The sequence below is a fragment of the Bordetella flabilis genome (assembly GCF_001676725.1).
GTDB lineage: Bacteria > Pseudomonadota > Gammaproteobacteria > Burkholderiales > Burkholderiaceae_B > Bordetella_C > Bordetella_C flabilis.
Genome location: NZ_CP016172.1, coordinates 2858212 through 2882647, shown reverse-complemented (window position 1 = coordinate 2882647; position 24436 = coordinate 2858212). Strand labels below are relative to the sequence as shown.

General features: G+C 65.7%; 21 protein-coding genes. 17 read left to right on the top strand and 4 right to left on the bottom strand.

Annotated features, from left to right (window positions below; all coding sequences use genetic code 11):
* Position 1: 1 nt before the first annotated feature.
* Genes BAU07_RS12535 through BAU07_RS12525 form a run of 3 tightly spaced genes read left to right on the top strand, consistent with a single transcriptional unit; the run spans position 2 to position 3982 of the window.
* Entirely contained in the window at positions 2-697 is a 696-nt protein-coding gene (locus BAU07_RS12535; protein WP_066658091.1) for an ABC transporter ATP-binding protein, read from the top strand.
* Positions 698-733: 36 nt separating this feature from the next.
* Positions 734-2971 (top strand): N,N-dimethylformamidase beta subunit family domain-containing protein, encoded by a 2238-nt coding sequence (locus tag BAU07_RS12530; RefSeq protein WP_066658089.1) that lies wholly within the window; start codon positions 734-736, stop codon positions 2969-2971.
* An 18-nt stretch (positions 2972-2989) separates the two neighbouring features.
* Entirely contained in the window at positions 2990-3982 is a 993-nt protein-coding gene (locus tag BAU07_RS12525) for a LacI family DNA-binding transcriptional regulator (RefSeq protein WP_066658088.1), read from the top strand.
* A 27-nt stretch (positions 3983-4009) separates the two neighbouring features.
* Here the strand turns inward: BAU07_RS12525 and serB are convergent, their stop codons facing one another.
* Positions 4010-4873, bottom strand: a complete 864-nt coding sequence (gene serB, locus BAU07_RS12520; RefSeq protein ID WP_066658087.1) for a phosphoserine phosphatase SerB — start codon at positions 4871-4873, stop codon at positions 4010-4012.
* 202 nt (positions 4874-5075) lie between these two features.
* On the opposite strand from serB, the gene BAU07_RS12515 reads away from it, so the two are divergent.
* Entirely contained in the window at positions 5076-6728 is a 1653-nt protein-coding gene (locus BAU07_RS12515) for a hypothetical protein (protein WP_066658085.1), read from the top strand.
* Positions 6729-7056: 328 nt separating this feature from the next.
* A complete protein-coding gene (locus BAU07_RS12510; protein WP_066658083.1) occupies positions 7057-7986 on the top strand; it encodes a LysR family transcriptional regulator in 930 nt (309 codons plus the stop codon).
* A gap of 9 nt (positions 7987-7995) precedes the next feature.
* Here the strand turns inward: BAU07_RS12510 and dgcA are convergent, their stop codons facing one another.
* Positions 7996-9198, bottom strand: a complete 1203-nt coding sequence (dgcA, locus tag BAU07_RS12505; RefSeq protein WP_232338299.1) for an N-acetyl-D-Glu racemase DgcA — start codon at positions 9196-9198, stop codon at positions 7996-7998.
* On the opposite strand from dgcA, the gene BAU07_RS12500 reads away from it, so the two are divergent.
* The 12 genes from BAU07_RS12500 (at position 9157) to BAU07_RS12445 (ending at position 21413) form a co-directional block, all read left to right on the top strand.
* Positions 9157-9639, top strand: coding sequence for a MaoC family dehydratase (locus BAU07_RS12500; RefSeq protein WP_066658081.1), 483 nt, complete (start codon positions 9157-9159; stop codon positions 9637-9639). The genes dgcA and BAU07_RS12500 overlap by 42 nt on opposite strands.
* Entirely contained in the window at positions 9636-10856 is a 1221-nt protein-coding gene (locus BAU07_RS12495) for a CaiB/BaiF CoA transferase family protein (protein ID WP_232338298.1), read from the top strand. Before BAU07_RS12500 ends, BAU07_RS12495 begins: the two co-directional genes overlap by 4 nt.
* A gap of 169 nt (positions 10857-11025) precedes the next feature.
* Positions 11026-11892, top strand: coding sequence for a Bug family tripartite tricarboxylate transporter substrate binding protein (locus BAU07_RS12490; RefSeq protein WP_232338297.1), 867 nt, complete (start codon positions 11026-11028; stop codon positions 11890-11892).
* 123 nt (positions 11893-12015) lie between these two features.
* Positions 12016-13245 carry a CaiB/BaiF CoA transferase family protein gene (locus tag BAU07_RS12485; RefSeq protein WP_066665374.1) on the top strand — a complete coding sequence of 410 codons (1230 nt, stop codon included), beginning with the start codon at positions 12016-12018 and terminating at the stop codon, positions 13243-13245.
* A gap of 107 nt (positions 13246-13352) precedes the next feature.
* Positions 13353-14123 (top strand): enoyl-CoA hydratase/isomerase family protein, encoded by a 771-nt coding sequence (locus BAU07_RS12480; RefSeq protein WP_066658068.1) that lies wholly within the window; start codon positions 13353-13355, stop codon positions 14121-14123.
* 67 nt (positions 14124-14190) lie between these two features.
* Positions 14191-15066, top strand: coding sequence for a 3-hydroxyacyl-CoA dehydrogenase family protein (locus BAU07_RS12475; RefSeq protein ID WP_066658062.1), 876 nt, complete (start codon positions 14191-14193; stop codon positions 15064-15066).
* A gap of 1 nt (position 15067) precedes the next feature.
* Entirely contained in the window at positions 15068-15745 is a 678-nt protein-coding gene (locus BAU07_RS12470) for a 3-hydroxyacyl-CoA dehydrogenase family protein (RefSeq protein ID WP_066658060.1), read from the top strand.
* 12 nt (positions 15746-15757) lie between these two features.
* Positions 15758-17332, top strand: coding sequence for a 3-hydroxyacyl-CoA dehydrogenase (locus BAU07_RS12465; protein ID WP_084025665.1), 1575 nt, complete (start codon positions 15758-15760; stop codon positions 17330-17332).
* Positions 17333-17462: 130 nt separating this feature from the next.
* Positions 17463-18272 carry an enoyl-CoA hydratase/isomerase family protein gene (locus BAU07_RS12460; protein WP_066658058.1) on the top strand — a complete coding sequence of 270 codons (810 nt, stop codon included), beginning with the start codon at positions 17463-17465 and terminating at the stop codon, positions 18270-18272.
* A 73-nt stretch (positions 18273-18345) separates the two neighbouring features.
* Entirely contained in the window at positions 18346-19368 is a 1023-nt protein-coding gene (locus BAU07_RS12455) for an alpha/beta hydrolase (RefSeq protein WP_084025663.1), read from the top strand.
* A 193-nt stretch (positions 19369-19561) separates the two neighbouring features.
* Positions 19562-19981 carry a CopD family protein gene (locus tag BAU07_RS12450; RefSeq protein WP_066658055.1) on the top strand — a complete coding sequence of 140 codons (420 nt, stop codon included), beginning with the start codon at positions 19562-19564 and terminating at the stop codon, positions 19979-19981.
* Positions 19982-20117: 136 nt separating this feature from the next.
* Positions 20118-21413, top strand: a complete 1296-nt coding sequence (locus BAU07_RS12445) for an NAD(P)/FAD-dependent oxidoreductase (protein ID WP_066658053.1) — start codon at positions 20118-20120, stop codon at positions 21411-21413.
* Here BAU07_RS12445 and pdeM read toward each other — a convergent pair.
* Entirely contained in the window at positions 21331-21984 is a 654-nt protein-coding gene (pdeM, locus tag BAU07_RS12440) for a ligase-associated DNA damage response endonuclease PdeM (RefSeq protein WP_066658051.1), read from the bottom strand. The genes BAU07_RS12445 and pdeM overlap by 83 nt on opposite strands.
* A complete protein-coding gene (locus BAU07_RS12435; protein ID WP_066658049.1) occupies positions 21968-24433 on the bottom strand; it encodes a ligase-associated DNA damage response DEXH box helicase in 2466 nt (821 codons plus the stop codon). Before BAU07_RS12435 ends, pdeM begins: the two co-directional genes overlap by 17 nt.
* Positions 24434-24436: the final 3 nt, after the last annotated feature.

Sequence of the window (24436 nt, the reverse complement as noted above, 5' to 3'; positions counted from 1 at the left end):
CATGTTGCTCAACGTCGATTCCATCAATACCTATTACGGCCCCAGCCAGGCGATCCACGACGTCTCTTTCGGCGTCGGCAACCGGGAAGTAGTCGCGCTCCTGGGCCGCAATGGCGCCGGCAAGAGTACGACGCTGCGTTCCATCATGGGGTTGAACAGCCCGGCAAGCGGCACCATCGTCTTCGACGGCAAGGACATCTCCCGATCGAGTCCGCAGGCGATCTCGCGGCTGGGTATCACGCTGGTGCCGGAGACGCGCGATCCTTTCGTACTTTTGACGGTGAAGGAGAACATCATGCTGGGCTACCGTCCCAGCTCGCCCTATACCCTGGACCGCCTGATGGACCTGTTCCCCATGCTGAAGGAGCTGCTCAGGAAAAAGGGCGGCGAACTGTCGGGGGGACAGCAGCAGATGATGGTGATGGCGCGCGGCCTGGCCATGGGGCCTCGCCTGCTGCTGCTGGACGAGCCTTCGCAGGGCCTCGCGCCCATCATGGTCAAGGCGGTCGCCAGTGTGCTCAAGGCGTTGAAGGGAGACGACCTGACGATCCTGTTGGTCGAGCAGAACCTGAACATGGCCCTGGACATCGCGGACCGCGTGGTCGTGCTGGAGAACGGCGCCGTGGCGGATACCTTCGGGTGCGCCGAAGCACGCGGGAATCCCGCCCGTCTTGAACAATACCTCGCGGTGCACTGACATCGCCGACGCCAACGCCCGGACCGAGCCCTGACCATGACCGCCTCCCCGCCCTCTCCTCCCATCGTCGGCTACGTCACGCCACTGAGCGCCCGCCCCGGCGAGCGGCTGTCCTTCCGCATCAGTTCGACAGGCGACAGGCCTTTCACCGCGCGGGTGCTGCGCATCCACTGCGCCGATCCCAATCCGGAGGGGCCGGGCATGAAACTCGAACCCGTGGAGGTGGCGCTGGAGGCGCGTTATGCCGGCCGCGAACAGCCCGTTTACCCGGGATCCTGCGCGCTGGCGACGCTGCCGGACGGACAGGCGGGCTACCTGGCGCTGAGTCTGCGGGTCAAGCCAACGCTGGTACGCGACAACTGCCGGCAAGTCATTGCCAGCCTGCAGGACGACGAAGGCGCGCAAGGCGTCGCATTGGTCGTGGAGAACGAAGAGCTGTGCGTCCTGCTCCTGGGCGGCAAGGGTGCGCCGACGCGGACGCTATCCACCGGCCTGCGCCTGGCCCAGCATCGATGGCAGGCGCTGCATGCCGGCGTGGACCTCCATAACGGCTGCGTCGATGTGTCGGTGGGTCCCGTGCAAACCGGCACGCCCGGCGCCGGGCCAGCCCTTGCCGCCCGGGCCGCAAGGGTACACGCCGGCTGCGCCCTGCCCTGGCCCACCCGGTTGTGCATGGGTGCAATGTGGGCGGGGCATCCGGCGTCGGGGTTCAACGGACTGGTCGAGGCGCCCGCGTTGTACGCCGATACGGCAGCGCCGCGGGACGGCGACTCCAGGCGGCAGGCCACGGAGCGCCTGCTCGCCGCCTGGGACCTCTCCGCGGCGATGCAGGCGCAGCGCATTCCCGGCACCCGGCCCGCCATGCCCTGCCTGGACCTGGTCAACATGCCGGGACGAGCTGCGCGCGGTTCCAACTGGACGGGCCTGAACCAGGATTGGAAGCAGGCGCCTGGCGAATACGCCGCGCTTTATTTCCATGCCGATGCCCTGGCCGACTGCGGTTGGCAGGAGGCATTGAGCCTGCAGATTCCCGCCGGCCTGAAATCCGGCGTCTATGGCCTGGAAGTGGACAACGGGGATGGGAAGGACACTATCCCTTTCTATGTGACGCCGTCCGCCGGCGGCCCAAGGGCGCGCGTCCTGTTCCTGGCGCCGACGCTCACCTACCAGGCCTACGCGAACCACGCGCGTGGCAATTACGCGGGCGAACTGGAAGCACGCATCCGCGCATGGGGCGCCTACCCCCACAACCCCGACGTGGTGACGCGGTTCGGCGCATCGACCTACAACCGCCACAAGGATGCGGCCGGCATCAGCCTATCGTCGCGCCTGCGGCCGATGCTCACCATGCGCCCCGGCTACCTCACCTTTCCCGATCCCAAGGGCTCGGGACTGCGCCACTTTCCGGCCGATTCGCACCTGACCGATTGGCTGCGCGAGAAAGGCCACGACTACGACGTCATTACCGACGAGGACCTGGACGACCAGGGGGTCGATGCGCTCAAGCCGTATGACGTGGTATTGACCGGCTCCCATCCCGAATACCACACGCGCCGCATGATCGAAGCGCTCATCGCCTACCGCGAATCCGGAGGCTACCTGATGTACCTGGGCGCCAATGGCTTCTACTGGAAGATTGCCCGCCCGGCATCCGCCCCCCACATGCTGGAGATCCGCCGTGCCGAGGGCGGGATACGGGCGTGGGCCAGCGACCCGGGCGAGTACTATCACCAGCTCGACGGCGGCTACGGCGGCATGTGGCGGCGGAATGGCATTGCGCCGCAGGTCACCGGCGGCGTGGGGTTTGCCGTTCAGGGCGCCTTCGAAGGCGTGGGCTATCATCGCACGCCGGAATCCCATGACCCGGACGTAGCGTGGCTGTTCAAAGGAATCGAGGGAGAGAGCTTCGGCGACTATGGATTGTCCGGCGGCGGCGCGGCCGGCTTCGAGCTCGACCAGGTCGTGCCCGAGCTGGGTTCGCCCGGCTATCTGAAGGTGGTCGCCATCTCGGATGGCCACGGCCCGACATTCAGGACCGTGCCCGAGGAAATCCTGACATGGACCATCGCCGCGTCGCTGCCCCGCAAGTACGAAGGCGTGCGGGCCCACATGGCCGTTGGCCTGGACGAGCCGGGCGGCGGCCTTTTCGCCGTGGGATCCATCACCTTCCTGGGCAGCCTGGCGCATAACCACTACGATAACGATGTGTCCCGTATTGTCGAAAATTGCCTTACTCATTTCCTGGCGGCGGCCGCGCTACGGCGCGGGCGCTGACCCTATGCAAACACAACGGTGAAAAAGAAAGCTCCCACACAGAAAGACGTCGCGCGGTTCGCCGGCGTCTCGCAAGCGGCGGTTTCGCGCTTCGTTTCCGGCAAGGGCGCCGTCTCCGACGAAGTACGAGAAAAGATCCTGAAGGTCATCGATCTGGTCGACTACCGTCCCGATCCCGTGGCGCGCGGCTTGAGCAGCGGCAAGTTCAACATCATCGCCATCGTCATGGCGAACATTACCAATCCTTGGTATCCGGTCGTGCTGGAACTCATCACGCGCGAATTGCACCGCGTGGGCCTGCAGGCCTTGCTGTTCAACGCCACCCCGCCGCAAACGGTGGATGACCTCATGCCCCTGGTCCTGCAATATCGGGTACGCGGCGTCATCATCACGACGGCTTCCTTGCACTCGTCCGGCGCCGATTTGTGCGTGAAGCAAGGCGTGCCGGTCGTCATGTTCAACCGCTACTCGCAAGTCGGCAACGGCCATTCGGTATCCACGGACAACAGGGGCGGCGGGCGGCTCGCCGCCGACGTGCTGTTCCGCTCGGGCAGCAGGCAGCTTGGCTTCCTGGGTGGCATGCCGACGGTATCGACCAATCGCGACCGTCTGGCCGGTTTCATGGAGCGAGTCGCAGAGCTGGGCTTGCCATCGGCCCCCTCGCTGGAGAAGGAATTCACCTACGCCTGGGGGTATGAAGCCACGCAGACGATCATGGCGCGCCATCCCGGGCTGGACGGCTTGTTCTGCGCGGACGATGAGATCGCCTCGGGCGCCATCGATGCGCTGCGCCATGCATTGGGAAAGCGGGTGCCGGAAGACGTGCGCGTATTCGGCTTCGACGACCACCCCGTCGCCTCCAACGCTGCCTATGACATGACCACCATACGCCAGCCCGTGGAGGACATGATCGCGGAGGCGTTTGCCCTGCTGCTGGGCGACAGCACCAGGTACGAACACCGGCTGCTGCCAGGGCAACTGATCTACCGGAAGTCGACGCCACCCGCCTAGGCGGCAGGCGCCATCCGGTGCGGTGCCCTAGCGCGCGGGGCCGAGCGCCAGCACATTCAGCACGGAATCCAGGCCGAGATGGTCGATCACCATATCCAGCATGGGCCGCAGGATGGGCTTGGGGCGGAAACCCACGGACAAGCCGGCCAAGGCCATCATGTTGCGGTCGTTGGAACCGTCGCCCACCACGATCGCGTCCGAAGTCGGAATGCCGATCTCCGCGCATAGCCGCGTCAAGTGCTGCGCCTTGACATGCGCATTGATAAGCGTCCCCTCCAGTTCCCCGGTAAGGCATCCACCGCTGACGGCCAGGTGATTGGAATAGTGCGCGTCCACGCCCAGCTCTTCCCGTACGCGGCCGGTGAAGTAATCGAATCCGCCCGATACGATCGCCGTCTTGAGACCTGCCTGGCGCGCGGCCGCGACCAGGGTACGGGCGCCGGGAGAAAAGCGTACCCGCTCTTCATACAGGCGGGGGAAGTCGCGCACCGGCAAGCCCGCCAGCAGGCGGGTTCGCATGCGCAGGCTGGTGTCGTAGTCCACCTTGCCGGACTGCATGGCTTGCTCCGTCAGCGCGGCAACCTCCTGCTTTTTCCCGACCAGATCGGCCAGTTCGTCGATGCACTCGATATTGATGAGGGTCGAGTCCATATCGAAGACGATCAGCTTGAAGTCCGACAATGGCCGCACCTGCCGCAAGACCGCGCTGTCCAATCCCGCTTCCTGGCAGAGGGCGTGCAGCACATCACGGGGTTTGTCCGACCCCGGAGGCAGGGTGAAGGCCGCGATACCGGCGTCGCCGCACGAGACATGCGTGGCCTGCAGGCTTTGGGCGAGGCGCTCGACCACCGGAGCGGCAAGCGAAGTGGCACTTTGGACGACGACTTGCATGATGAAGGCGGTCGGGGACGAAGTACAAAACTATACGGGGATTCGCTGCGCGCCGATATGGCCGGGACGTAGCTGCGGCCGGGACGCCCTGCCGTCGCAGTGACCGCGCGGGGCTTAACTATTCGCGAATGGTGCCGTAATAGCAGGAACAGCGGAATGGCTCGTCCTTCCCCGCGCCTGTTTCAATCCGGTACCCGAGACCATGCACAGCCTGCCTCCCTTGAGCGCCGCCTCGGCCGAGCGTTTGTCCCTCCCCGCGCCGGCCATTGCCAATCCCGAGCCCGCCGGCACGCCCTCGGGCGGTGGCATTGCCGCGACGCCGTCCACGAACGTGACGCTCACGGACGCGGAATCCGCCAGGCTGAGCCAGACTTATACGGCGGACGGCACACTGGCGCCCTCGACGCCCGTCTGGGAGCACGACGGCACCGATACCCTCAGCGGGCCGATGTCGGTCAACTTTCATTCGAGCACGCTGGCCGGCCGTTTCAACGGCCTGGGGGCGGCGTTGCTCGATCGATTCGCCGTGGACGGCGGCGACTATTCGCAATCCCTTATGCTGCGCCCGCCGGGCTCGGGCAGCGGATCGGACGGCGCTTCAGTCTCGCAGTCCGACCGCATCCGGCAGACGCTGCTGCACACCGTGGCGGACAACCAGATCACGTTGGACATCCAGACTGTTGGCGGCGCGACGGTGCGTGTGTCCCTGAGCAGCCAGGGGGGCGCCCTGGGCGTCCAGATCACGACAAGCAACGGTACGCTTTCCGGCGCCGAGCGCGATGCGGTGGCCGGCCTGGCCGACGCCTTCCAGGACGCCATCGACGGCCTGGCCAGCGTGCCGCCGCGGCTGGCGCTGGAAGGCCTGACGCAGTTCGATTCGACCGTACTGTCTTCCGTGAATCTTCAATCCAGCTTCAAGCTGTCGGATGGAAGCGTCCAGACCCTGGACTTCCAGGCGGACGCCGCGCACCGCAGCGTGGCCTACACCGGCGCCGCCGGCACGGTGAACGTCGAGGTCGACCTATCCAACCCCGCGCTGATCGGCAGCGCGGACCAGCAATCGCGCGCGCTGGCGGCGTATATGCGGCAGTTTGACCAGGCCCAGAGCCGTGGCCAGGGCGACGCGGAATTGATGACGATGTTCAAGGACGCCTTCGGCGCCCTGAACAGCCACTATGGTGCGAATGCCGCGCCCCCCGCCGCCGGTTCGTATAACCCCGTCGCGCTGACCGACACGGACCACGCCATGCTCAGCGGCCTTGCCGACTTCAGCGCCTCGGTCCGGGCGAGCGACCGGCCCTCGCCCAATCCGATGCGGGACGATGAGAAGGACACGTTTTCGTACCAGGTATCGCAGCAGACGAACACCCAGGGGCGCACCGCGGCCGATCGCGCCATCGAGCAGTCCCAGCAATCGCACCTGACCGCCAGCTACCACACTGCCCTGTATCCGGATACTCCGCTGAACCTGACCGGGGACAAGTACTCCCAGAACTATTACTACACCCAGATCGACGACACCGCGAGCAGCGTGGCCAACATTGCCTACAAGGATGGCGCGCTCGTGAAGGCGTCTGTCACGCAATCGATCGCGCAGTCCACGAACGTCAAGAAGTACGTGGTGGGAGAACTGCAGCAAGACCTGAACACGCCTTCGTCGGTATCTCGCACATGGGAACTGGCGGACCTGTTGCACGCCGCCCGCCCGAAGGAGGACGGCTCCGCCACGGACGCGGACTGGGCCAACTGGCGCAATACGCTGTCGACCATCAACGACCTCGTCGTGCTGAACGCCGATCCGACGCAGTTGCGCAATACGCGGATCACGGGTGCGAAGGCGCAGGATTCCGCGTGACCGTCGCGCGGCAGGCGCTGAAGTAGCGACCATCGTCGCATCGCGACCGAGCCGGTCGCTTAGGGGTAAACCGCCCCACCCTCGGCCTTGTACGGGGCCACGGTCCCTTCGCCGCGCGCCGCAGCGTGCCAGCGCGGCCGCCTTCCCAGGGGCGCGTGTTGCGACCGCCAAGGTGGCCGAGGGATGCGTCACCCTATTACCCGGCACTTACGCAACCTGTAGACTTCACGCATCCATCCACCGGTCGCCCGTCTGCATCCGGCGCGGACGGGATATACCCCCGGGCCGGCGTGACGCCGCACGGCGGTTCGCGCGTTTCCAGCCATAAATGCACACCGACCTCAAATCGCTCCGTTACTTCGCCACGCTCGCCGACACCCTCAGCTTCACCGTGGCCGCGAACAAGCTGGGCATGACGCAGCCTGCCTTGAGCATCGCCATGCAGCGCCTGGAGGAACGCGTCGGGGTGGAACTGCTCCGCCGCACCAGCCGCCACGTCATCCTTACTCCAGCCGGAGAGGCTTATGCGAGGGGCGCCAGGGAGATCCTGGCCTTGGTGGACCAGGTCGAGAGAACGACCGCAGAGGTCGCGTCGGGCCAGGAGGGATTGTGCAGGATCGGGTTCGTGCAATCTGCCTCGTTCGACGTCGTGCCCCCTATTCTGAGGTCGGTCCAGGACCTTGCCCCACGCGTCAGGCTGCAACTGTCCGAGGTCACCTCCATCGACCAGCTCCGGCAATTGATCGACGGGCAACTGGATATCGGCCTGGTTCGACAGGCGGTTCACAGCTTCGCGGATCTGTCATTGACGCTGGTGCACGAGCAGCGCATGGTAGCGGCGCTGCCGGCTACGCATAAACTGGCGGCGAACAGCAGCTTGCAGCTGTCCGCGCTGCGCAGCGAGGTTTTCCTTATGGTCCCGGACCAGCGGTCTCCAGCGCTCAACGCCCGGGTCCGCGCGGCATGCGAAGCCGCGGGGTACCGGCCGCGCGCCTCACTGGAGGCGGTGGAGATGGCGACGATACTGTCATTCGTCGGCGAAGGGCTGGGCGTCGCATTGCTTCCCGCGAATTGCCGTCGGTTCGCGGATCGCACCGTCTCGCTGATCGACCTGGAAGACGCCAACGACCATTTGAATTTGCCGCTGTATCTGGCGCACCGCAAGGTAGAACGCGATTTGACGGTACGGCGCATCATCGATATCGCGCTCCGCAGCCTTTCCAAGCTGTACCCCCGTCAGTCCGCTTCCCTTCCCTAGCCTGGCGCGTCAGACCGCCCAGACGGCGGCGTCCGGCGATAAAGTCGCGCCGTCGATCGGCAAGGCTGGGGTGATGTCCGATTCCAGCAACAGCGGACCGTCAAGATGAACGAAGTCGGCGCATTGGGCAAGCACGATGCCCGGCGCCATGGACAGCGACGATCCCACCATGCAGCCCACCATTATCCCCAGGCCCGCCTCGCGCGCGCCGCGCGCGACCCGCAGCGCCTCCGTGAGCCCGCCGGACTTGTCGAGCTTGATATTGGCGATCGAGTACTTTCCAAGAATGGCGGGTATGGAGTTCGCATCCCGGCAGGATTCGTCCGCAGCCAAGGGGACGGGACTTTTGAAGGTACTCAGGAAGTCGTCCGCGCCGGCAGGCAGTGGCTGCTCCAGTAGTTCCAGGCCGAGTGACGCAAACAGGGGCAGGTAACGCTCCAGGTGCTCCGGCGCCCAGGATTCGTTCGCGTCGGCGATCAAGCGCGCCGACGGCGCGCTTGATCGCACCGCCAACACTCTTTCGTCATCGCCCTCGCCGCCCAGTTTGAGCTTCAGCATCGGCATATGGCGATGCGCGTAGGCGTGAACCGCCATCGTCGCAGGGCTGTCCAGGCTGATGGTGAACGCTGTCTGCACCGGGGCGAGCGGCCCCGGCAACCCCGCATAGGCGCTGACCGATACCCCGCTCATCCGGCTCCGTAGGTCCCATAAGGCGCAGTCCACCGCATTGCGGGCGGCTCCGGCCGGCAGCACCGACTGCAACCGGTCGACATCCATTCCATCGCGGATCATTGGCGCGATGGCTTCGATCTGCGCGATGACGCTCGCCACGCTTTCGCCGTAATGCCCGTAGGGGATGCATTCTCCGCGGCCGGTGTAGCCGTCCTCGGTGATGCGGAGGATGACCGCATCGGCCTGGGTCTTGGAACCTCGGCTGATACGGAACACGCCGCGTATCGGGTAGGTGCAATGCTGGACGTGCAGAGATCGAAGCGGCATGGTCTGGAGTGGCGGGGCGCGGCGCAAGCCGGTACGGCCGCAGTATGGTTTACGGGCGCGTCCATTGGAGCACGAAGGTCCATAAATGAAGTAAATGCAGCCATATGCATTGCGCATGGATTCCCTCTCTACACTTTCCGTCACGTCAATCAACGGGAAGGAGACGCGGCAATGACGCAACGCAGTATCGAGACGGTCGGTCTCGGCTTCCACTGGGAAGATCTCCCGGTCGGCAGGGAATTCCAGACGGTGGGCCGCACCGTATTCGAAGCGGATATCGCCAACTTCATCGGCTGCACCGGCCAGCAGGAAGTGCTCTTCAACAACCTTGAATTCCTGGCCAGGGAATCGGCGATCCAGGGTCGGGTCGCGCCCGGCGCCCTGGTCTTCAGCTTCGCCGAGGGGCTGCTGGTGCAATCGACCATGCAGGGAACCGGCTTCGCTTTCCTGCACATGGAGCTCGATATCAAGGGCCCGGTGCTCACTGGCGACACCATCCATGTGGAGTGCCAGGTGCTGGAGTGCCGGCCGAGCAAGAGCCGACCGGGATTCGGCCTTGTCCGCACCCGCAACAACATCGTGAACCAGCGGGGGGAAATCGTCCAGGTGTACACGCCGCTGCGCCTTGTCAAGGGACGAGGGAGCGCAGCATGATGCCGCAGCAAGCCGATGACCCCTTCGAGTCCGGAAAGCCGCCGACCGGTCCCCTGGCGGGGATCCGCGTCGTCGACCTGACGATCAATGTACTGGGACCGGTCTGCACCCAGATCCTGGGCGACATGGGTGCAGACGTCATCAAGGTGGAAACCCCGGAGGGCGACCAGAACCGGCACAATGGCCCCGCGCGCAATGCCGGCATGTCCGCGTTCTACTTGATCATGAATCGCAACAAGCGCAGCGTGGCGCTCAACTTGAAGACGCCCGCCGGATTGGAAGCGCTCATGCGCTTGATCGACACGGCGGATGTTTTCATACACAGCATGCGGCCCAGCGCCGCCGAACGGCTGGGCGTCAGCTACGAAAAGGTCGCTGCCCGCAAACCGTCCATCGTCTATGCGTCTGCCCCCGGCTTTCGAGGCGATGGCCCCAGGCGGGACGCCCCCGCGTTCGACGACATCATCCAGGGCGCGTGCGGCCTGGCAGACCTGAACCGCGACAAGGACGGCCAGCCCCGCTACTTTCCCACCGTGATCGCGGACAAGTTCTGCGGCTATGTCCTGGCGTCATCCGTCGGCATGGCCTTGTTCCACCGCGAGCGTAACGGCGTCGGGCAGAAAGTCGAAGTACCGATGTACGAGACCATGTTGCAGTTCTGCCTGTTCGAGCATCTGTGGGAAGGCGCATTCGGCCAGACGGACGCGAAAGTCGGCTATAGCCGGATGCTGTCGCCTCATCGCCGTCCGTACCGTACCAGCGACGGATACATCTGCGTGCTGGCGATCAACGATATCCAGTGGCAGCGCCTGCTGGGCGCCGTCGGGCTTGCGCACCTTGCCGACGATCCGCGCTTCGCGGACATGGCGTCACGCATGAAGCATATCGATCAGCTTTATGCGGCCCTGGCGGATCAGCTGCTTACGAGGACTACGGACGACTGGATTGCGATCTTCCAGGAGAGAGATGTGACCAGCGGGCCGGTCAGGAGCCTTACGGAGCTGATGAGCGACGACTATCTGGCAGCAACCGGTTTCTTCAAGCGGTACGTTCATCCCAGCGAGGGTGAACTGGTCATGACGTCCAATCCGATCGGATTTTCGGCGTCGCCGCCCAACTACCGCTTCCCGCCTCCGAGATCCGGCGAGCATACGTTCGATGTACTGCGCAGTGTCGGATACAGCGAAGAAGAAGCCGCACGGATGGCTACGCCTTGATCCACATGCAATGGCCGCCGGCCTTATGCCGGGGGCGCTCTAAAACTATTACCAGGAGACTTCGACAGTGAGGAATGCATACTCAATATTGGCACTCGTGGCGGCAGCAGTCGCGTGGACGCCGACCTATGGTGCGGACCCATCCTATCCGGACCGCCCGATCAAATTCGTGGTTCCATTCACGGCCGGCAGCAGCACCGACCTTATCGCCCGCGCGGTCGGAAGCAGCATTACGCAGGAGACCGGTCAGGCAGTCGTGGTCGAAAACCGACCTGGCGCCAACGGTTTCATCGGCGCCACCGCAGTGGCGCGCGCCCCGGCCGATGGATACACGGTATTCATCACGACGAACACCACGCATGCCGCCAATCAATCCTTGTTCAAGCAACTGCCCTACGACCCGGTCAAGGACTTCACCCCGCTGAGCGGCCTGGCGAAAGGAAGCCTCGTCATGGTGGTGAATCCCAACCTCGCTACCAAGGATGTCGCCGGCGTCATCGCGGCCGCCAAGACGGATCCCGGCAAGCTTTCCTATGCCTACGGGACCTCGTCCAGCCAGATCGCGTCTGAAATGCTGAAGAGCATGACCGGAATCCAGATAACGCCCATTCCCTACAAGAGCAATCCACCGGCGCTGCAGGACTTGATGGGAGGGGAAGTGCAAACCATGATGGCCGATATACCGACCGCCCTGCCGCTTATCAAGGCGGACAAGCTGCGTGCGTTGGCGGTTTCGAGCAAGACGCGCTCCAGCTTGCTGCCGGACGTGCCCACGCTGGATGAAGCAGGAGTAAAGGGCTATGAGCTGACTTATTGGTTCGCTGCCTACGCGCCCGCCAACCTGGCGCCCGCCATCCAGAACCGGCTGAATGCGTTGATCGTCAGCGCCTTGCGCAAGGAATCGGTACTGAAGACCCTGGAATCGGCCGGCCTCGATCCGTTCCCGACCACCCCGGCGGACCTGGCGCATTTCCAGGCATCCGAAACAGAGAAATGGGCGGCCATCATCAAGGCCGCAGGGATAGAACGCCAGTAAGCCGTGCCGCCGCGAGCATGGAACGCGTGGCGACCGTACTGCTCTGCCGCATGTGGGACCTGTGCGGAGCGGGTTCCCGCACCGCGTTCAATGTTCATCGCCACACATACATACCGATTCGATATGAACGTACTCAAAACTCTTCCGATCGAGACGCCTGGCGCGGGCCTTTCGTGCCTGGAGGGCGTCCGGGTGATCGATTTCACCACGTCCGTGGCAGGCCCCTACGGCACGCTGCTGCTTGCGGATCTGGGGGCGGAAGTCATCAAGGTGGAGCGGCGCCAGGGCGGCGACGACACGCGCAGCTGGGGGCCTCCATTTCTTGCGGGCGAGTCCTTATGGTTCATCAGCATGAACCGCAACAAGCAAAGCATCGCGATGGACCTCACGCAGCCCGAAGGCCGGAGCCTGGCCCACGAATTGATCGGGCACGCCGATGTCGTGGTGCTCAATACGGGCAGGCGCATCCAGGAGAAGCTTGGCCTGGACTACGCCACCCTGAAAGCCTTTAACCCGGGCTTGATACATGTGTCCGTGACCGGGTTCGGCCTGGAGGGCCCGCGAGCCGACCTACCGTGCTACGACCTGATCGCGGAAGGCTACTCCGGCGTCATGCACCTGACCGGCGAAGCGGACCGACCCCCGCAGAAAGTCGGTACGCCGGCCGCCGACTTGCTGTCCGGCCAGGATGTGGCCATGGCCACGCTTGCCGCGTTGCTGGAACGCACGCGCACAGGGTTGGGCAAGCAGATCGACGTGTCCATGGTCGCCACCATGGCGCGCTTCATGGCGCCCCGCATCGTGTCCTACCTGGGCTCGGACGAGGCACCCATCCGCTCGGGCGGAACCGATTCGGTGATCGCCATCTATCAAGTGTTCGACACCGCCGACTTCCCTATCACCCTCGGCCTGGGCAACGATGCGATCTGGCAGCGGTTCTGGACGGCGGTAGGCCATCCCGGGTACGGAGAACAGCCCGGCCTGGAAACCAATGCGAAGCGGCGGGAGGCCCGGCACGCCATCGTCCAGACCATCGCGGGGATTCTGGCCGCGCAACCACGCCAGCATTGGCTGGCGCTCTTCGGCAAGCACAGGATTCCCGCCGGCCCCATCAACAGCATCGACCAACTGTCCCAGGACGAGGCGCTGCGAGACAGCGGCATGTTTTTCGCCGCCGAGGGTCCGGCCGGCCTGGTGCCTCAGGTCGGCCTGGGCATCCAGTTCGATGGCGCCAGCGCCGTGCTGCGTACACCGCCGCCGACGCTCGGCCAGGACACGGAGCGAATCCTCAAGGACGTGCTGGCCAAGTCGCCCGGGGACATCGCGGATCTGATCAGCGCTGAAGCCCTGTAGACAAGAGACACCATGCCATACAAGGAAATTCCGGCGGGGCGCCGCCAACGCCACCCACGGCAGATGCAGGTCCACATCAACCAGCCCGGCCAGACGGGAGCCCACGCATGTCCGTCAAACTGACCTTCGATGGGCCATGCGCGCTCGTCACACTGGACCGGCCGGATGCGCATAACGCCCTGCAGTTCTCCATGCTGGAAGCCCTGTCCCGTGCGCTGGACAAGGTAGCGGCCTCCGGCGCCCGTGCGGTCATCGTGACCGGCGCGGGTCCCAAGTCGTTCTGTGCCGGCGCCGACATCAAGGAGTTGATGGATCGCGGCCTGATGGAACAGCGCGACGGCGCGAAGCTGGGACAGCACACCTTCGACAAACTGGCGAAGCTGCCAATTCCGTCCGTGGCGGTGATCCATGGATATGCGTTCGGGGGAGGACTTGAACTGGCCATGGCCTGCACTTTCCGTATCGCCACAGCGCAAGCTCGCATGGGTCTGCCCGAGATCAAACTTGGCCTTATACCGGGCTATGGCGGCACGCAGCGCCTGCCCCGCCTGGTTGGAGAAGCGCGAGCGCTTGAAATGGTGATGTCCGGACGTACGCTCGACGCGGTGGAAGCGGAGCGCTGGGGCCTGGTCAACCGCATCGTGGCCGACGGCGAGCCGGTTGAACTGGGCCGGGCTTTCATGTCCGAGTTCGTAGGATATAGCCTGCGCGCCTTGGGCTTCGCGCGCGAAGCGGTGGTGCGCGGCATGGAGACGGCCGGCCAGGCCGGCTTGGATATCGAGGCCGATCTCTCGACTCTGGCATACCAGACGCACGATGCGGCAGAGGGCATGCTGGCCTTCATCGGGAAACGCACGCCGGCGTTCACGGATACGTAGGCCCATGGGATCGGTCAGTGCAGCGTCGCTCGATCACCCGGAATTTCTTGAAGGAAGAAAGGACGTCATGACAACCATTCGAACCGTAGGTGTCGCGGGCGCAGGCACCATGGGCGCGGGAATCGCCATCGTCGCGGCGCGCGCCGGATTCCGGACCATCGTCTTCGATGCGCGGCCGGACGCGCTGGAGCGCGCGCGCGAACAGACCGAGGCCTTCCTGAGAAAGTCCGAGCAGCGCGGCAAGTTGCCTCCCGGGAGCGCCGCCGCGGCGTTGGACCGGTGGGAAAGCAGTACCGATATCAGCGATCTCTCCAGCTGCGACCTTGTCATCGAGGCGATCTTCGAGGACCTGTCCGCCAAGCACCAGTTGTTTGGCAGGCTCAACGAAATCTGCCCGGACACGACGCTTTTTGCCTCGAATACCTCGACGATCTCGATCACTGAAATCGCAGGGGGATCGGGAAGGCCCGATCGTTTCGTAGGCATGCATTTCTGCCTGCCGGCCCAACTGATGAAGCTCGTGGAGATGTCCCCGGGGCTGGCCACCTCCGATGAAACCTTTCGGATCGCCTGGGACTTCGCGGAAGCGCTGGGGCAGAAGCCGGTCGCCACTCAGGACACACCGGGCTTCGTCCTGAACTATTTCCTGATCCCTTTCAACAACGATGCCATACGGCTGGTGGAACAGGGAGTGGCGGAGCCCGCCGACATCGATACCGCCATCAAGACTGCGCTGGGTTATCCGATGGGGCCGCTCGAATTGCTGGACCTGGTCGGCCTGGATACGCAAAAGCTGCTGTGCGAAGCCATGCATGGCCTTACGCATGAACCTCGGGCCGCCTGCCCGCCTCTGGTGCGGCGGATGATCGCCGCAAGGCGCCTGGGCAAGAAGACCGGACAAGGATTCCATGCCTACGGCGACACCAAAATGTACGGAGCTTGATATGCGCTATCAAATCGTCAGGGCCGGCGCAAGCCGCTCCTTCCCCAGCCCGCACGCGTTCCTGGAGCAGGCCTCGCCTGGCGCCGAAAACGTCGTCTATTTAGGGGTCGACGCCGGGAGCGGGTATACCGCCGGTGCAGGACATGCCAAATGCATGTTCGTCGCGATTGAACTCGGCACCGAATGCCTGGGGGTCCATACCGGCGAGGATCAAGGCCAGGAAGGGTCGAATGTGGTCGGATTTGCGCGTTTCAGGCTGGGCACCGCCGAGCCGAGTCCGTTGGTCGAGTTGGTTAGGCAACCCGCCACCCGCCCGGAGGCCATTGAAGCGGCCAAGGCGGCTTTCCAGGCGGCAGGTCTGACTGTCGCCGTGTGCGGTGATTTCCCCGGCCGTATCGTCGATCGTTTGATACGCCCCTATTTCAACGCGGCCCTCCGCCGCCTCGACGAAAAGCTGGCCAGCGCCAGGGATCTGGACAAGACCCTCTGCCTGGGATTGGGCTATCCGGAGGGGCCGATCTCACTGCTCGAACGCACCGGGCTCGCCGACCACTTCCGGGTCGCGCAATCGCTGTATGAGGCGCTCGGACAGGAAGCGTATGCGCCTGCCCGGCGTGCGCAGGTGGCCGCGCGGCGGGCCCTCTCGGCACCCGGCGACAGTCGATCCCATTTGCGATAGGCAGTCCAGGCCATGCGTTCCATTCAAACGATAGGCATCGTCGGCACCGGCGCGATGGGCCGGGGCATCGCACAAATCGCCGCACAGGCCGGCGTAGTCGTGAAGCTCTTCGATAAGGAAGGCAGCGCTGCCAACGCCGCGCGCCAGTACCTCAGCGAGACCCTCGACCGACTGGTCGCCAAGGGCAAGATCGGTGCGGCGGACCAGGCTGGGGCCCTTTCGCGCGTGCACATCTGCAGCGTCTTGCACGACTTGGCCGATTGCGACATGGTGATCGAGGCGGTTGTCGAAAAACTGGAGGTGAAGCGCGCTCTCGTGGCGACGCTCGAGGCGATCCTGGACCGGGATGCGATCATTGCCTCCAACACCTCTTCACTATCGATCACCGCCATCGCCGCCGCCGCGAAACACCCGGGCCGCGTCGTGGGCTACCACTTCTTCAACCCGGTGCCACTGATGAAGGTCGTGGAGGTCGTCGATGGCCTGTGCGGCGACCCGGCGAGCGGCGACCGGCTGATGGAGTTGGCGCGCCGCATGGGCCATACCCCCGTGCGCTGCAAGGACATGCCCGGCTTCATCGTGAACCATGCCGGCCGCGCCATGAACGTCGAAGGGCTGAAGGCCGCGCAGGAAGGTGTGGCGGGATATTCCGATATCGACGACATCATGCGCGAACAAGCCGGCTTTCGCATGGGCCCCTTCGAACTGATGGATCTGACCGGCCTGGACGTGTCACATCCGGTGATGGAATCCATCTATCACCAGTTCTACCAGGAGCCACGCTATCGCCCCTCGCCCATCACGGCGCTGCGCCAGACGGGCGGCCTGCTCGGCCGCAAGGCGAACGCCGGTTTCTATTCCTACCCGGAGGGAAGAAAGAAGATGCCTGGTGCCAGGCCGGCGCCGCCAGGCCGGCCTTCCAGCGTGTGGGTAAGCCCGGCGAACGCGCGCGGCCATGCGATGACGGTAGAACTGCTCGCCACGCTGGGGATGGCGCCGGAGACCGGATGCCGGCCATCGGACACCGCGCTGGTCGTCCTGACGCCGCTGGGACTCGACGCGACCACTGCCGCGCTGATGCAGGACCTGGATGCCGCGCGCGTGGTGGCCCTGGACACGCTCATCCCCTTCGAAAGCGGCAGGCGCCGTACGCTGATGACCACGCCAGCCACCAGCGCGGCCGCGCGCGACGCCGCCCACGGCCTGTTCGCCGCTGACGGCAGCCCCGTGACGATAATCCGCGATTCCGCGGGTTTCATCGCGCAACGCATCATCTGTTGCATCGTGAACATTGCCTGCGACATGGCCCAGCAGGAGATCGCGGCGCCCGCGGACATCGATCTGGCGGTGCATCTGGGCCTCGGCTATCCCAAAGGTCCGCTGGCATTGGGGGACGCAATCGGCGCGGACCTGATCCTGGAGGTGCTGCGCAATATTCACGGCCTGACGGGCGACATGCGTTATCGCCCCAGTCCATGGCTGTGGCGACGGGCCGGCCTGGGCCTGTCGCTCCTGGCCCTGGAGCTCGCCGACACACGGCTTCCGGCGCCCGGTCCCGCCCATGCACGCGTACAGGAGCCTGCTTGAGCAAAGGACCGTGATTCCGCCAGCCCGGGCAATCGGACGGTCAGCGATCGTGCAAACGCTGCAGTTGCCATTTCCGCATCCCCGGTCAGCCGGGGCCCCAGTACCCCTGCCTATCCAGGACACCAAGATCATGAACGACCGTTACGCCTCCTACACCCGATTGAAGTTCGACAGGCCCCACGCCCGGGTCCTGCGCATCACGCTGGCGTCGCCGCTGAAGATGGGCGCGATGGACGCCACCATGCATCGCGAAGTCTCCCAAATCTGGAAAGACGCCGACGCCGACCCCAGCGTCTCGGCCATCATCCTGACCGGGGAAGGCCGGATGTTTTCGGCTGGGGGCGATCTCAACCATGAGCGGGAGGTTTGCGACGACTATGCATCGCGCATGCAGGCCATGAAGGAAGCACGGGACATCGTCTACGGAATGATCAATTGTTCCAAGCCAATCGTGACGGCGGCCCGGGGCTGGGCGGTGGGCGCCGGCCTGGCGTGCGTGGTCCTCGCCGACATTTCGATCGCGTCCAAGGACGCCCGTTTCTCCGATGGACACTTGAAAATCGGTGTGGCGGCAGGAGATCACGCCACCATTATCTGGCCGTTGTTGTGCGGCCTGGCGAAGGCCAAATACTACCTGCTGACGGCGGACAGTTTCACCGGGGAGCAGGCCGAGCGCATGAACCTCATCTCACTGGCCCTGGACGACGCCGAGGTGGAGGCGAAGGCCGTTGAGATCGCATCACGGCTTGCCGAAGGTGCGCCGGCCGCCATCCGCTGGACCAAGCATGCGTTGAACAATTGGATGAGGCAGGCGGGCCCCATCTTCGACGCCTCGCTCGCCATGGAGTTCATAGGCATGGCGGGTCCCGAAGGAAAGGAAGGCATGGACGCATTCCTGCAGAAGCGCCCTCCCCGATTCCCCACGGATACGCCGTTCTGACGCGCGTCGCGTCGCTTCGCGAACACCGAGGCCACTATCCTGACTCCAGTCCGCGGCCTCGGGAAGGAGAAACATGAAGTCGCTCACCATTTCGGCGCTTGGCGTCACGGCAACGCTTGCGCTTACCGGCCCCGCTGTCCAGGCCCATGAAGTCAGGCATGATTTCGACACAGGGACTGCCAGGATTGTCGCGATGCGCGAGCACTCTCTTGTCGGTACCCGGGGTTTCCTCGACCGTCGCTCGGCCTTCGAATCATTGATGGCACAGTTCGCCGTCCCGGCCGGCGTGACGATCCGAGCGATCGACGCCAACGGCGTACCCGCAAAGTGGATATCTCCCGAGGAAAGCGCTTCGCCGGCCTCGCCCGGTTCACGCCCGCACGGCGTAATCCTGTACTTGCATGGCGGCGGGTTCTACAGCGGTTCAAGCGACAGCCATCGCGTACTGGGCGCCACCTTGGCCAAGGACGCCAACGCCGACTTGCTGCTGGTTGATTACCGGCGCATGCCGGAGGCCGTGTATCCCGCCCAGATCGACGATGCGGTGTCCAGCTATGAGTGGCTGCTGGCGCAGGGCTACTCTGCCTCGCAGATCGCTATCGCGGGCGAATCGGCCGGCGGCAACCTGGTGCTCGAGCTCGCATTGCGGCTGCGCGCGGCCGGCCGCCCCTTGCCGTCATCGATGGTCGCCATGAGCCCGATCATGGACTTGACAGCCTCGGGCGGGTCGACCCGCGCGAATGCCAAGCGAGATCCGGTCTTGCAACGCGACGGCCTGCTGGAGGTCACGCGGGTATACATGCACGGCGCGGATCCACGTAGTCCCGATGCATCTCCCCTGTTTGCCGACTTGCGGGGTCTGCCGCCGTTGATGCTTCAGGTGGGCGCTGGAGAACTGCTGCTTGACGATAGTCTGCGCATGGCCGAGCACGCAGCCAGGGATGATGTCGCGGTAACCGTCGAGGTATGGCCCGGCATGGTCCATCAATGGCAGTTGTTCCCCGCCATCGTGCCGGATGCCCGCCGCGCGCTACGCCATTGCGCTGCCTTCATCCGGACCCACATGGTCAAGCCAGGACGCGGACAAACGGGCTGACTGACTGGCGGATGGGAGGCCAGAGCGGCGCTGCGAATCGAACGGCGCACATCCGGCATCATGCCGACTCGGACGGCGGGCATTGCAGCACTCGGCGCGCTGCCTCCCGGCGTAGCGGCGAATGGGCTAGACTTCGGCCCGGCACGGCGAGCATGTCCGCGCCCCTTGGTCCTGGCCCCCGGATACCCAAAAAATGACGTTCGCTGTCCTATACACCTGGATGAAGGCCGTTCACGTTGCGTCGGCGTTCGTCTTCGTCGCCGGCGTATCGGTCCTGTCGCTGGTCCTGGTCGCCGACGCGCCGAATACAGCCCACAGCGGATCGGCGACAGCCAGGTGGCGCCGTTGGAACCGTATCGTCATCACCCCGGCCATGCTGCTTACCTGGGTGTTTGGCTTGGGACTGGCCATGCAGGGCCACTGGCTCGGGTATACCTGGTTAAGCGCCAAGGTCGGCTTGGTCGTGCTGTTGTCCGGTATCCACGGCGCGCAGTCGCGGGCGCTTCGTCTTCGTGCGGCGGGCCAGCAAGCCAGCGTGTGGCGGCTGACGCCGCTGATTGTGGCGACGGCCACCCTGGCCATACTGGGCCTTGCCGTGGCCAAGCCGTTCTAGGTACTCGCCATGGGGATGGGCCGCGCCGGATGTCGCGCGCGCCCGCGGGATACCGCCCTGCCCTCAGCCGTAGGCATACTATGCAAAGCGCCGCATCCAGCGTCGAATGCATCATGGTTCCGGAGGGCTACCCGACATGAACGACATACTCGTAATCGGCGGCGGTTTCGCGGGGCTGTGGAGCGCCGCTGGGGCGGCCCGCATGGCGGACATCCTGAACAAGCCGCTGCGGATCACCCTGGTCAATCCGGATGACCAGCACAGCATCCGCGTGCGCAACTACGAGGACGATCTGCGGCAAACCCTGGTGCCGTTGCGGTCGGTACTGGACCCTATCGGCGTTGCGTTGACGGTGGGCAAGGTCACCGGCATCGATACGCTGCGGCGGTCGATCCGCGTGCAGGCGCAGGACGGCCCCCAGGATCTCACATACAACAAGCTGGTGCTCGCCAGTGGCAGCCATGTGGTCCGGCCGGCACTACCGCACGCCGACGATTGCCTGTTCGACGTCGACACCTATGCCCAGGCGATGCGGCTGGGCCGGCACATCGCTGGCCTGGCCGGGATGCCTCCCTGCCCTGGACGCTTTACTGCCGTAGTCGTCGGCGCGGGGGCGACCGGAGTCGAGCTTGCATGCGAGTTGCCTGCGCGCTTGCGGACCGTGGCGAGCGCAAGTTCCGGCAAGGACGCGCCGGAGCCTATTCGCGTAATGCTGGTCGACCGCGGCGCCCGGATCGCCGGCCATCTCGGCGGAGCGCAAGCGGTCATCGAACGGGCTTGCAGGGAACTGGGCATCGAGTTGCTGCCTGGCGTAGCCGTGGCCGTGCTGGACGCCCAGGGGGTGACGCTGTCGAACGGCGACCGCATCGACGCCGCCACCGTCGTATGGTGCGCCGGCATGCGGGCCAACGAACTCACGGCCTGCGTCCCGGCCGAGCGCGATGCACAGGGCCGGCTGCTGGTGGACGCCTTCATGCGGGTACAAGGCGTGGCGGATGTCTTCGCCGCGGGCGACGTGGCGCACGCCTTGATCGATGGCGAGCATGCCTCCGTCATGTCGTGCCAGCATGCGCGGCCCATGGGACGATACGCGGGCCACAATGCGGTCTGCGAGCTCCACGGACTGGATATGCTCGCGCTGGATATCGACTGGTACACCAACATCATCGATCTGGGCCCCGCCGGCGCCGTGTATGCGCAGGGCTGGGACCGCGTGGTCGTGGCGCAGGGTCGGCAGGCGAAGGAAACCAAGCAGGTCATAAACCAGCAACGCATCTACCCGCCGCGCAACGGCAGCCGCCCAGACATCCTGGCCGCCGCGACGCCCGAGGTACAGCGTCCGCCGGTGCTCAACCCAGGCGCAATGCCGCCCCTTCCACGCATGCCACCAGCGACTCCCCCTGGTCCGCCTCTATCGCATGGCCGCCGGTAAACGCGGAGAACGCGGGCAACACCGTGATGCCCGGTCTTAGCCAGAATGCGGGCCAGGCGCGCGGCACCCCTGGTATGCGCGCCTTGGGATGCACATGCCCCGCGATCACATGCCGGCCAATCGGATCCGGGTCGGGCAGATGCCGGAACAGGAACGGGCCATCGTGGTGCGCTTCGCCCAGTTGGCGGATGCCGAGCGCAGGCCCGTCCAGCGCGCGGTCGTGATTGCCGGTCAAGGCCGCCACGTCCAGGCTGCCTTGCTGCTGCCGCCACCGAGTCCAGGTATCGCGCCAGCCGGCCCTGGATGCCGGACCATGCAGGACGTCGCCGACGATCCATAGCTCATGGGCGCCGGTCGCGTCCAACAGTCCCGAAAGGCGTTGCAGGTCATCCTGCGTGGCGCCGCTTGGAACGGTGATGCCCGCGCGCCGGAATGCATGGCTCTTGCCCAGGTGCAGGTCGGCGATAACCAGGCGGCGGCGCGCCGGCCAATACAGCGCGCGCGCCCCGAGCAGGACCAGGGTTTCATCCGCGATCGTCATGGTGAGGGCGTCGTCATGCGACGCGGGCATAGCGCTTCTCCAACTGCGCAGCGGCCCGCTTGACGCGGGCCTGCCATGTTTCGGTGCTCAACTGGCCGCGCAGGCTTTCGGACCACAGGGGAAAGGACAAAGGGCTCAGGGCTGGCAATGCGCGCAAGGCGAGCGTCCGGTCCTGGCAATCGCGTAGCGCGGCCATGAGGCGCGGCGCCTCCAGCTGGGATTCGAAGACCTCGCGTTCGGCCTGCGCAAGCAGAAGATGGTCCGGATCGTAACGGCGCAGGACGTCGTAGAGCAGGCCGCTGGACGCCTGCACCTGGCGCAGCGAGCGTAGCTCGCGCCCCGGGAACGAGGGCACCAATAGCCCCGCCACACGGGCGATCTCGCGGAACTGGCGGCGGGCCAGTTCGCCCAGATTGACGCCCGCGCGCAGGTCTTCCCGCATGCCTTCCGGCCGCAGCAGCCGCCGCAGCAGCGCTTCGTCCAGCTCGGCCGGTTGCGCCAATGTCAGCATCAGGCCGTAGTCATTGACCGTATACGAGAAGGTGTTGGCCTGCAGCCTGCCCCACCGCAGCGCCATCATGGCCGCCATGCCTTCGTGCACCGCGCGGCCGGCGAATGGGTACAGGAACACATGCATGCCGCGCCGCGTCCCGACGCGTTCCGCAACCAGTCGTCCGGGGCCGGGCAAGGCGTCGATCCGTTCGAGTATGCGCAGCAGCGGTTCGGCGGCGCGCATTTCGGGGTGCGCCCCCGGCTCGGCGAAAAGCGCTTCCACTTCGCGCGCCAGCTGCGTGGACAAGGGCATGCGTCCGCCCTGCCAGGTGGCGACCGGGCCATTGCCGACCTTGGCTCGCCGCACGTAGGCCGTCATGCCCTCCAGCCGCACCAGCTCCAGGGCGCGGCCCGCGAACTGGAAACGGTCGCCCGGCCGCAGGCGTGCCAGGAAGCCCTCTTCCACGGAACCTAGGCCGCCGCCACGCAGATACTTCACGGCCACTGCGCCGTCAGCGGTAATCGTGCCGATGGACAGCCGGTGGCGCAGGGCGATGCGGCGATCGTGCACGCGATACCTGCCATCGTCGTCGACTTCGACACGCCGGAACTCCGGATAGTTGCCCAGCGCCCGGCCACCCTGCACGATGAAGTCCAGCACGGCCTGCCAGGTCGCGGGATCGAGTTCCGCATAGGCATGGGTGGCCTTCACTTCCTGGTACAGCGCGCCCGCGTCGAAGCCGCCGCCCAGCGCCAGCGTTACGGCATGCTGCGCCAGGACGTCCAGGCTGCCGCGTGGGGGCGGCCGCGATTCGATGGCGCCGCGCGCGATGGCCTGGCGGGCGGCCGCGTATTCGACGAGTTCCAGCGCCTGGGCCGGCACGCAGATGACGTGGCCGGATTCGCCGGGGCGATGTTTCGCGCGCCCTGCCCGCTGCAGCAGGCGTGCAACGCCCTTGGGGCTGCCGATCTGCAATACCTGGTCCACCGCGGGAAAATCCACGCCCAGGTCCAGGCTGGAGGTCGCCACCACGCAGCGTATGCTGCCGTCGCGCAAACCCTGTTCAGCCGCTGCCCGCAAGCCCGGGTCCAGCGAGCCGTGGTGAAGCGCCAGCGTGGCGGGATTCTCCGGCCAGATGGACTGGAGCGCACGATGCCAGAGCTCCGCCTGGGCGCGGGTATTCGTGAACAGGAGGCTGGCGCGCACGTCGAACAATCGCTGGAATACACGCGGCAGTTGAGACAGGCCCATGTGGCCAGCCCAGGGCAGCGCGCGATTGCGTTCCGGCAACAAGGTCGTGATGCGGACTTTGCGCGCTCGTGCGCCGGCCACCAGTGCGCTGTCCGGCGCGTGGGGCAGCAGCACATCGCGCGCTTCCTCCAGGTTGCCCAGGGTGGCCGACAAGCCCCAGGTGCGCAAGGCCGGCGACAGCCGGCGCAGCCGCGCCAGGCACAGTTGCAGCAATACGCCACGTTTGCTGCCCAGCAGTTCGTGCCATTCGTCCACCACCACGCATCGCAAGGCGCCGAAACGCAGCGAGGCATCGGCGTATGACAACAGCAAGGCCAGGGACTCCGGCGTAATCACGAGCACGTCGGCCTTGCCCTGGCGGGCCAGTCGCTTGTCGCGGGCACTGGCGTCGCCGGTGCGCAGGGCGACGGTCCAGGAAAGTCCCATGTCCTGGGTGACCTGCGCCAGGGCGCGGGCCGTGTCGGCGGCCAACGCGCGCAGCGGCGTGACCCACATCACCCGGGGCCCCTCGCCCCTCGCCGGTTGCGCCGCCGCGCCATCGGCCAGCGCTTCCAGCAGCGGGCCCCCGAACGCCGCCAGCGTCTTGCCGCTGCCGGTGGGCGTATGCAGCAGGCCGGACTCGCCGGCCAGGTAGCGTTGCCACGTTTCGCGCTGGAACGCAGCGGGCTTCCAGGCCCGCGCCGTGAACCAGGCCGCCAGCGGCGTGTCCCAGCGCGGTCGCGCGCGCCTGGTCACCCT

Coding starts and splice junctions, on each gene's coding strand:
- BAU07_RS12535 (WP_066658091.1), top strand. CDS start 2: ATGTTGCTCAACGTCGATTCCATCAATACCTATTACGGCCCCAGCCAG.
- BAU07_RS12530 (WP_066658089.1), top strand. CDS start 734: ATGACCGCCTCCCCGCCCTCTCCTCCCATCGTCGGCTACGTCACGCCA.
- serB (WP_066658087.1), bottom strand. CDS start 4,873: ATGCAAGTCGTCGTCCAAAGTGCCACTTCGCTTGCCGCTCCGGTGGTC.
- BAU07_RS12515 (WP_066658085.1), top strand. CDS start 5,076: ATGCACAGCCTGCCTCCCTTGAGCGCCGCCTCGGCCGAGCGTTTGTCC.
- BAU07_RS12510 (WP_066658083.1), top strand. CDS start 7,057: ATGCACACCGACCTCAAATCGCTCCGTTACTTCGCCACGCTCGCCGAC.
- BAU07_RS12500 (WP_066658081.1), top strand. CDS start 9,157: ATGACGCAACGCAGTATCGAGACGGTCGGTCTCGGCTTCCACTGGGAA.
- BAU07_RS12495 (WP_232338298.1), top strand. CDS start 9,636: ATGATGCCGCAGCAAGCCGATGACCCCTTCGAGTCCGGAAAGCCGCCG.
- BAU07_RS12485 (WP_066665374.1), top strand. CDS start 12,016: ATGAACGTACTCAAAACTCTTCCGATCGAGACGCCTGGCGCGGGCCTT.
- BAU07_RS12480 (WP_066658068.1), top strand. CDS start 13,353: ATGTCCGTCAAACTGACCTTCGATGGGCCATGCGCGCTCGTCACACTG.
- BAU07_RS12475 (WP_066658062.1), top strand. CDS start 14,191: ATGACAACCATTCGAACCGTAGGTGTCGCGGGCGCAGGCACCATGGGC.
- BAU07_RS12470 (WP_066658060.1), top strand. CDS start 15,068: ATGCGCTATCAAATCGTCAGGGCCGGCGCAAGCCGCTCCTTCCCCAGC.
- BAU07_RS12465 (WP_084025665.1), top strand. CDS start 15,758: ATGCGTTCCATTCAAACGATAGGCATCGTCGGCACCGGCGCGATGGGC.
- BAU07_RS12460 (WP_066658058.1), top strand. CDS start 17,463: ATGAACGACCGTTACGCCTCCTACACCCGATTGAAGTTCGACAGGCCC.
- BAU07_RS12455 (WP_084025663.1), top strand. CDS start 18,346: ATGAAGTCGCTCACCATTTCGGCGCTTGGCGTCACGGCAACGCTTGCG.
- BAU07_RS12450 (WP_066658055.1), top strand. CDS start 19,562: ATGACGTTCGCTGTCCTATACACCTGGATGAAGGCCGTTCACGTTGCG.
- BAU07_RS12445 (WP_066658053.1), top strand. CDS start 20,118: ATGAACGACATACTCGTAATCGGCGGCGGTTTCGCGGGGCTGTGGAGC.
- pdeM (WP_066658051.1), bottom strand. CDS start 21,984: ATGCCCGCGTCGCATGACGACGCCCTCACCATGACGATCGCGGATGAA.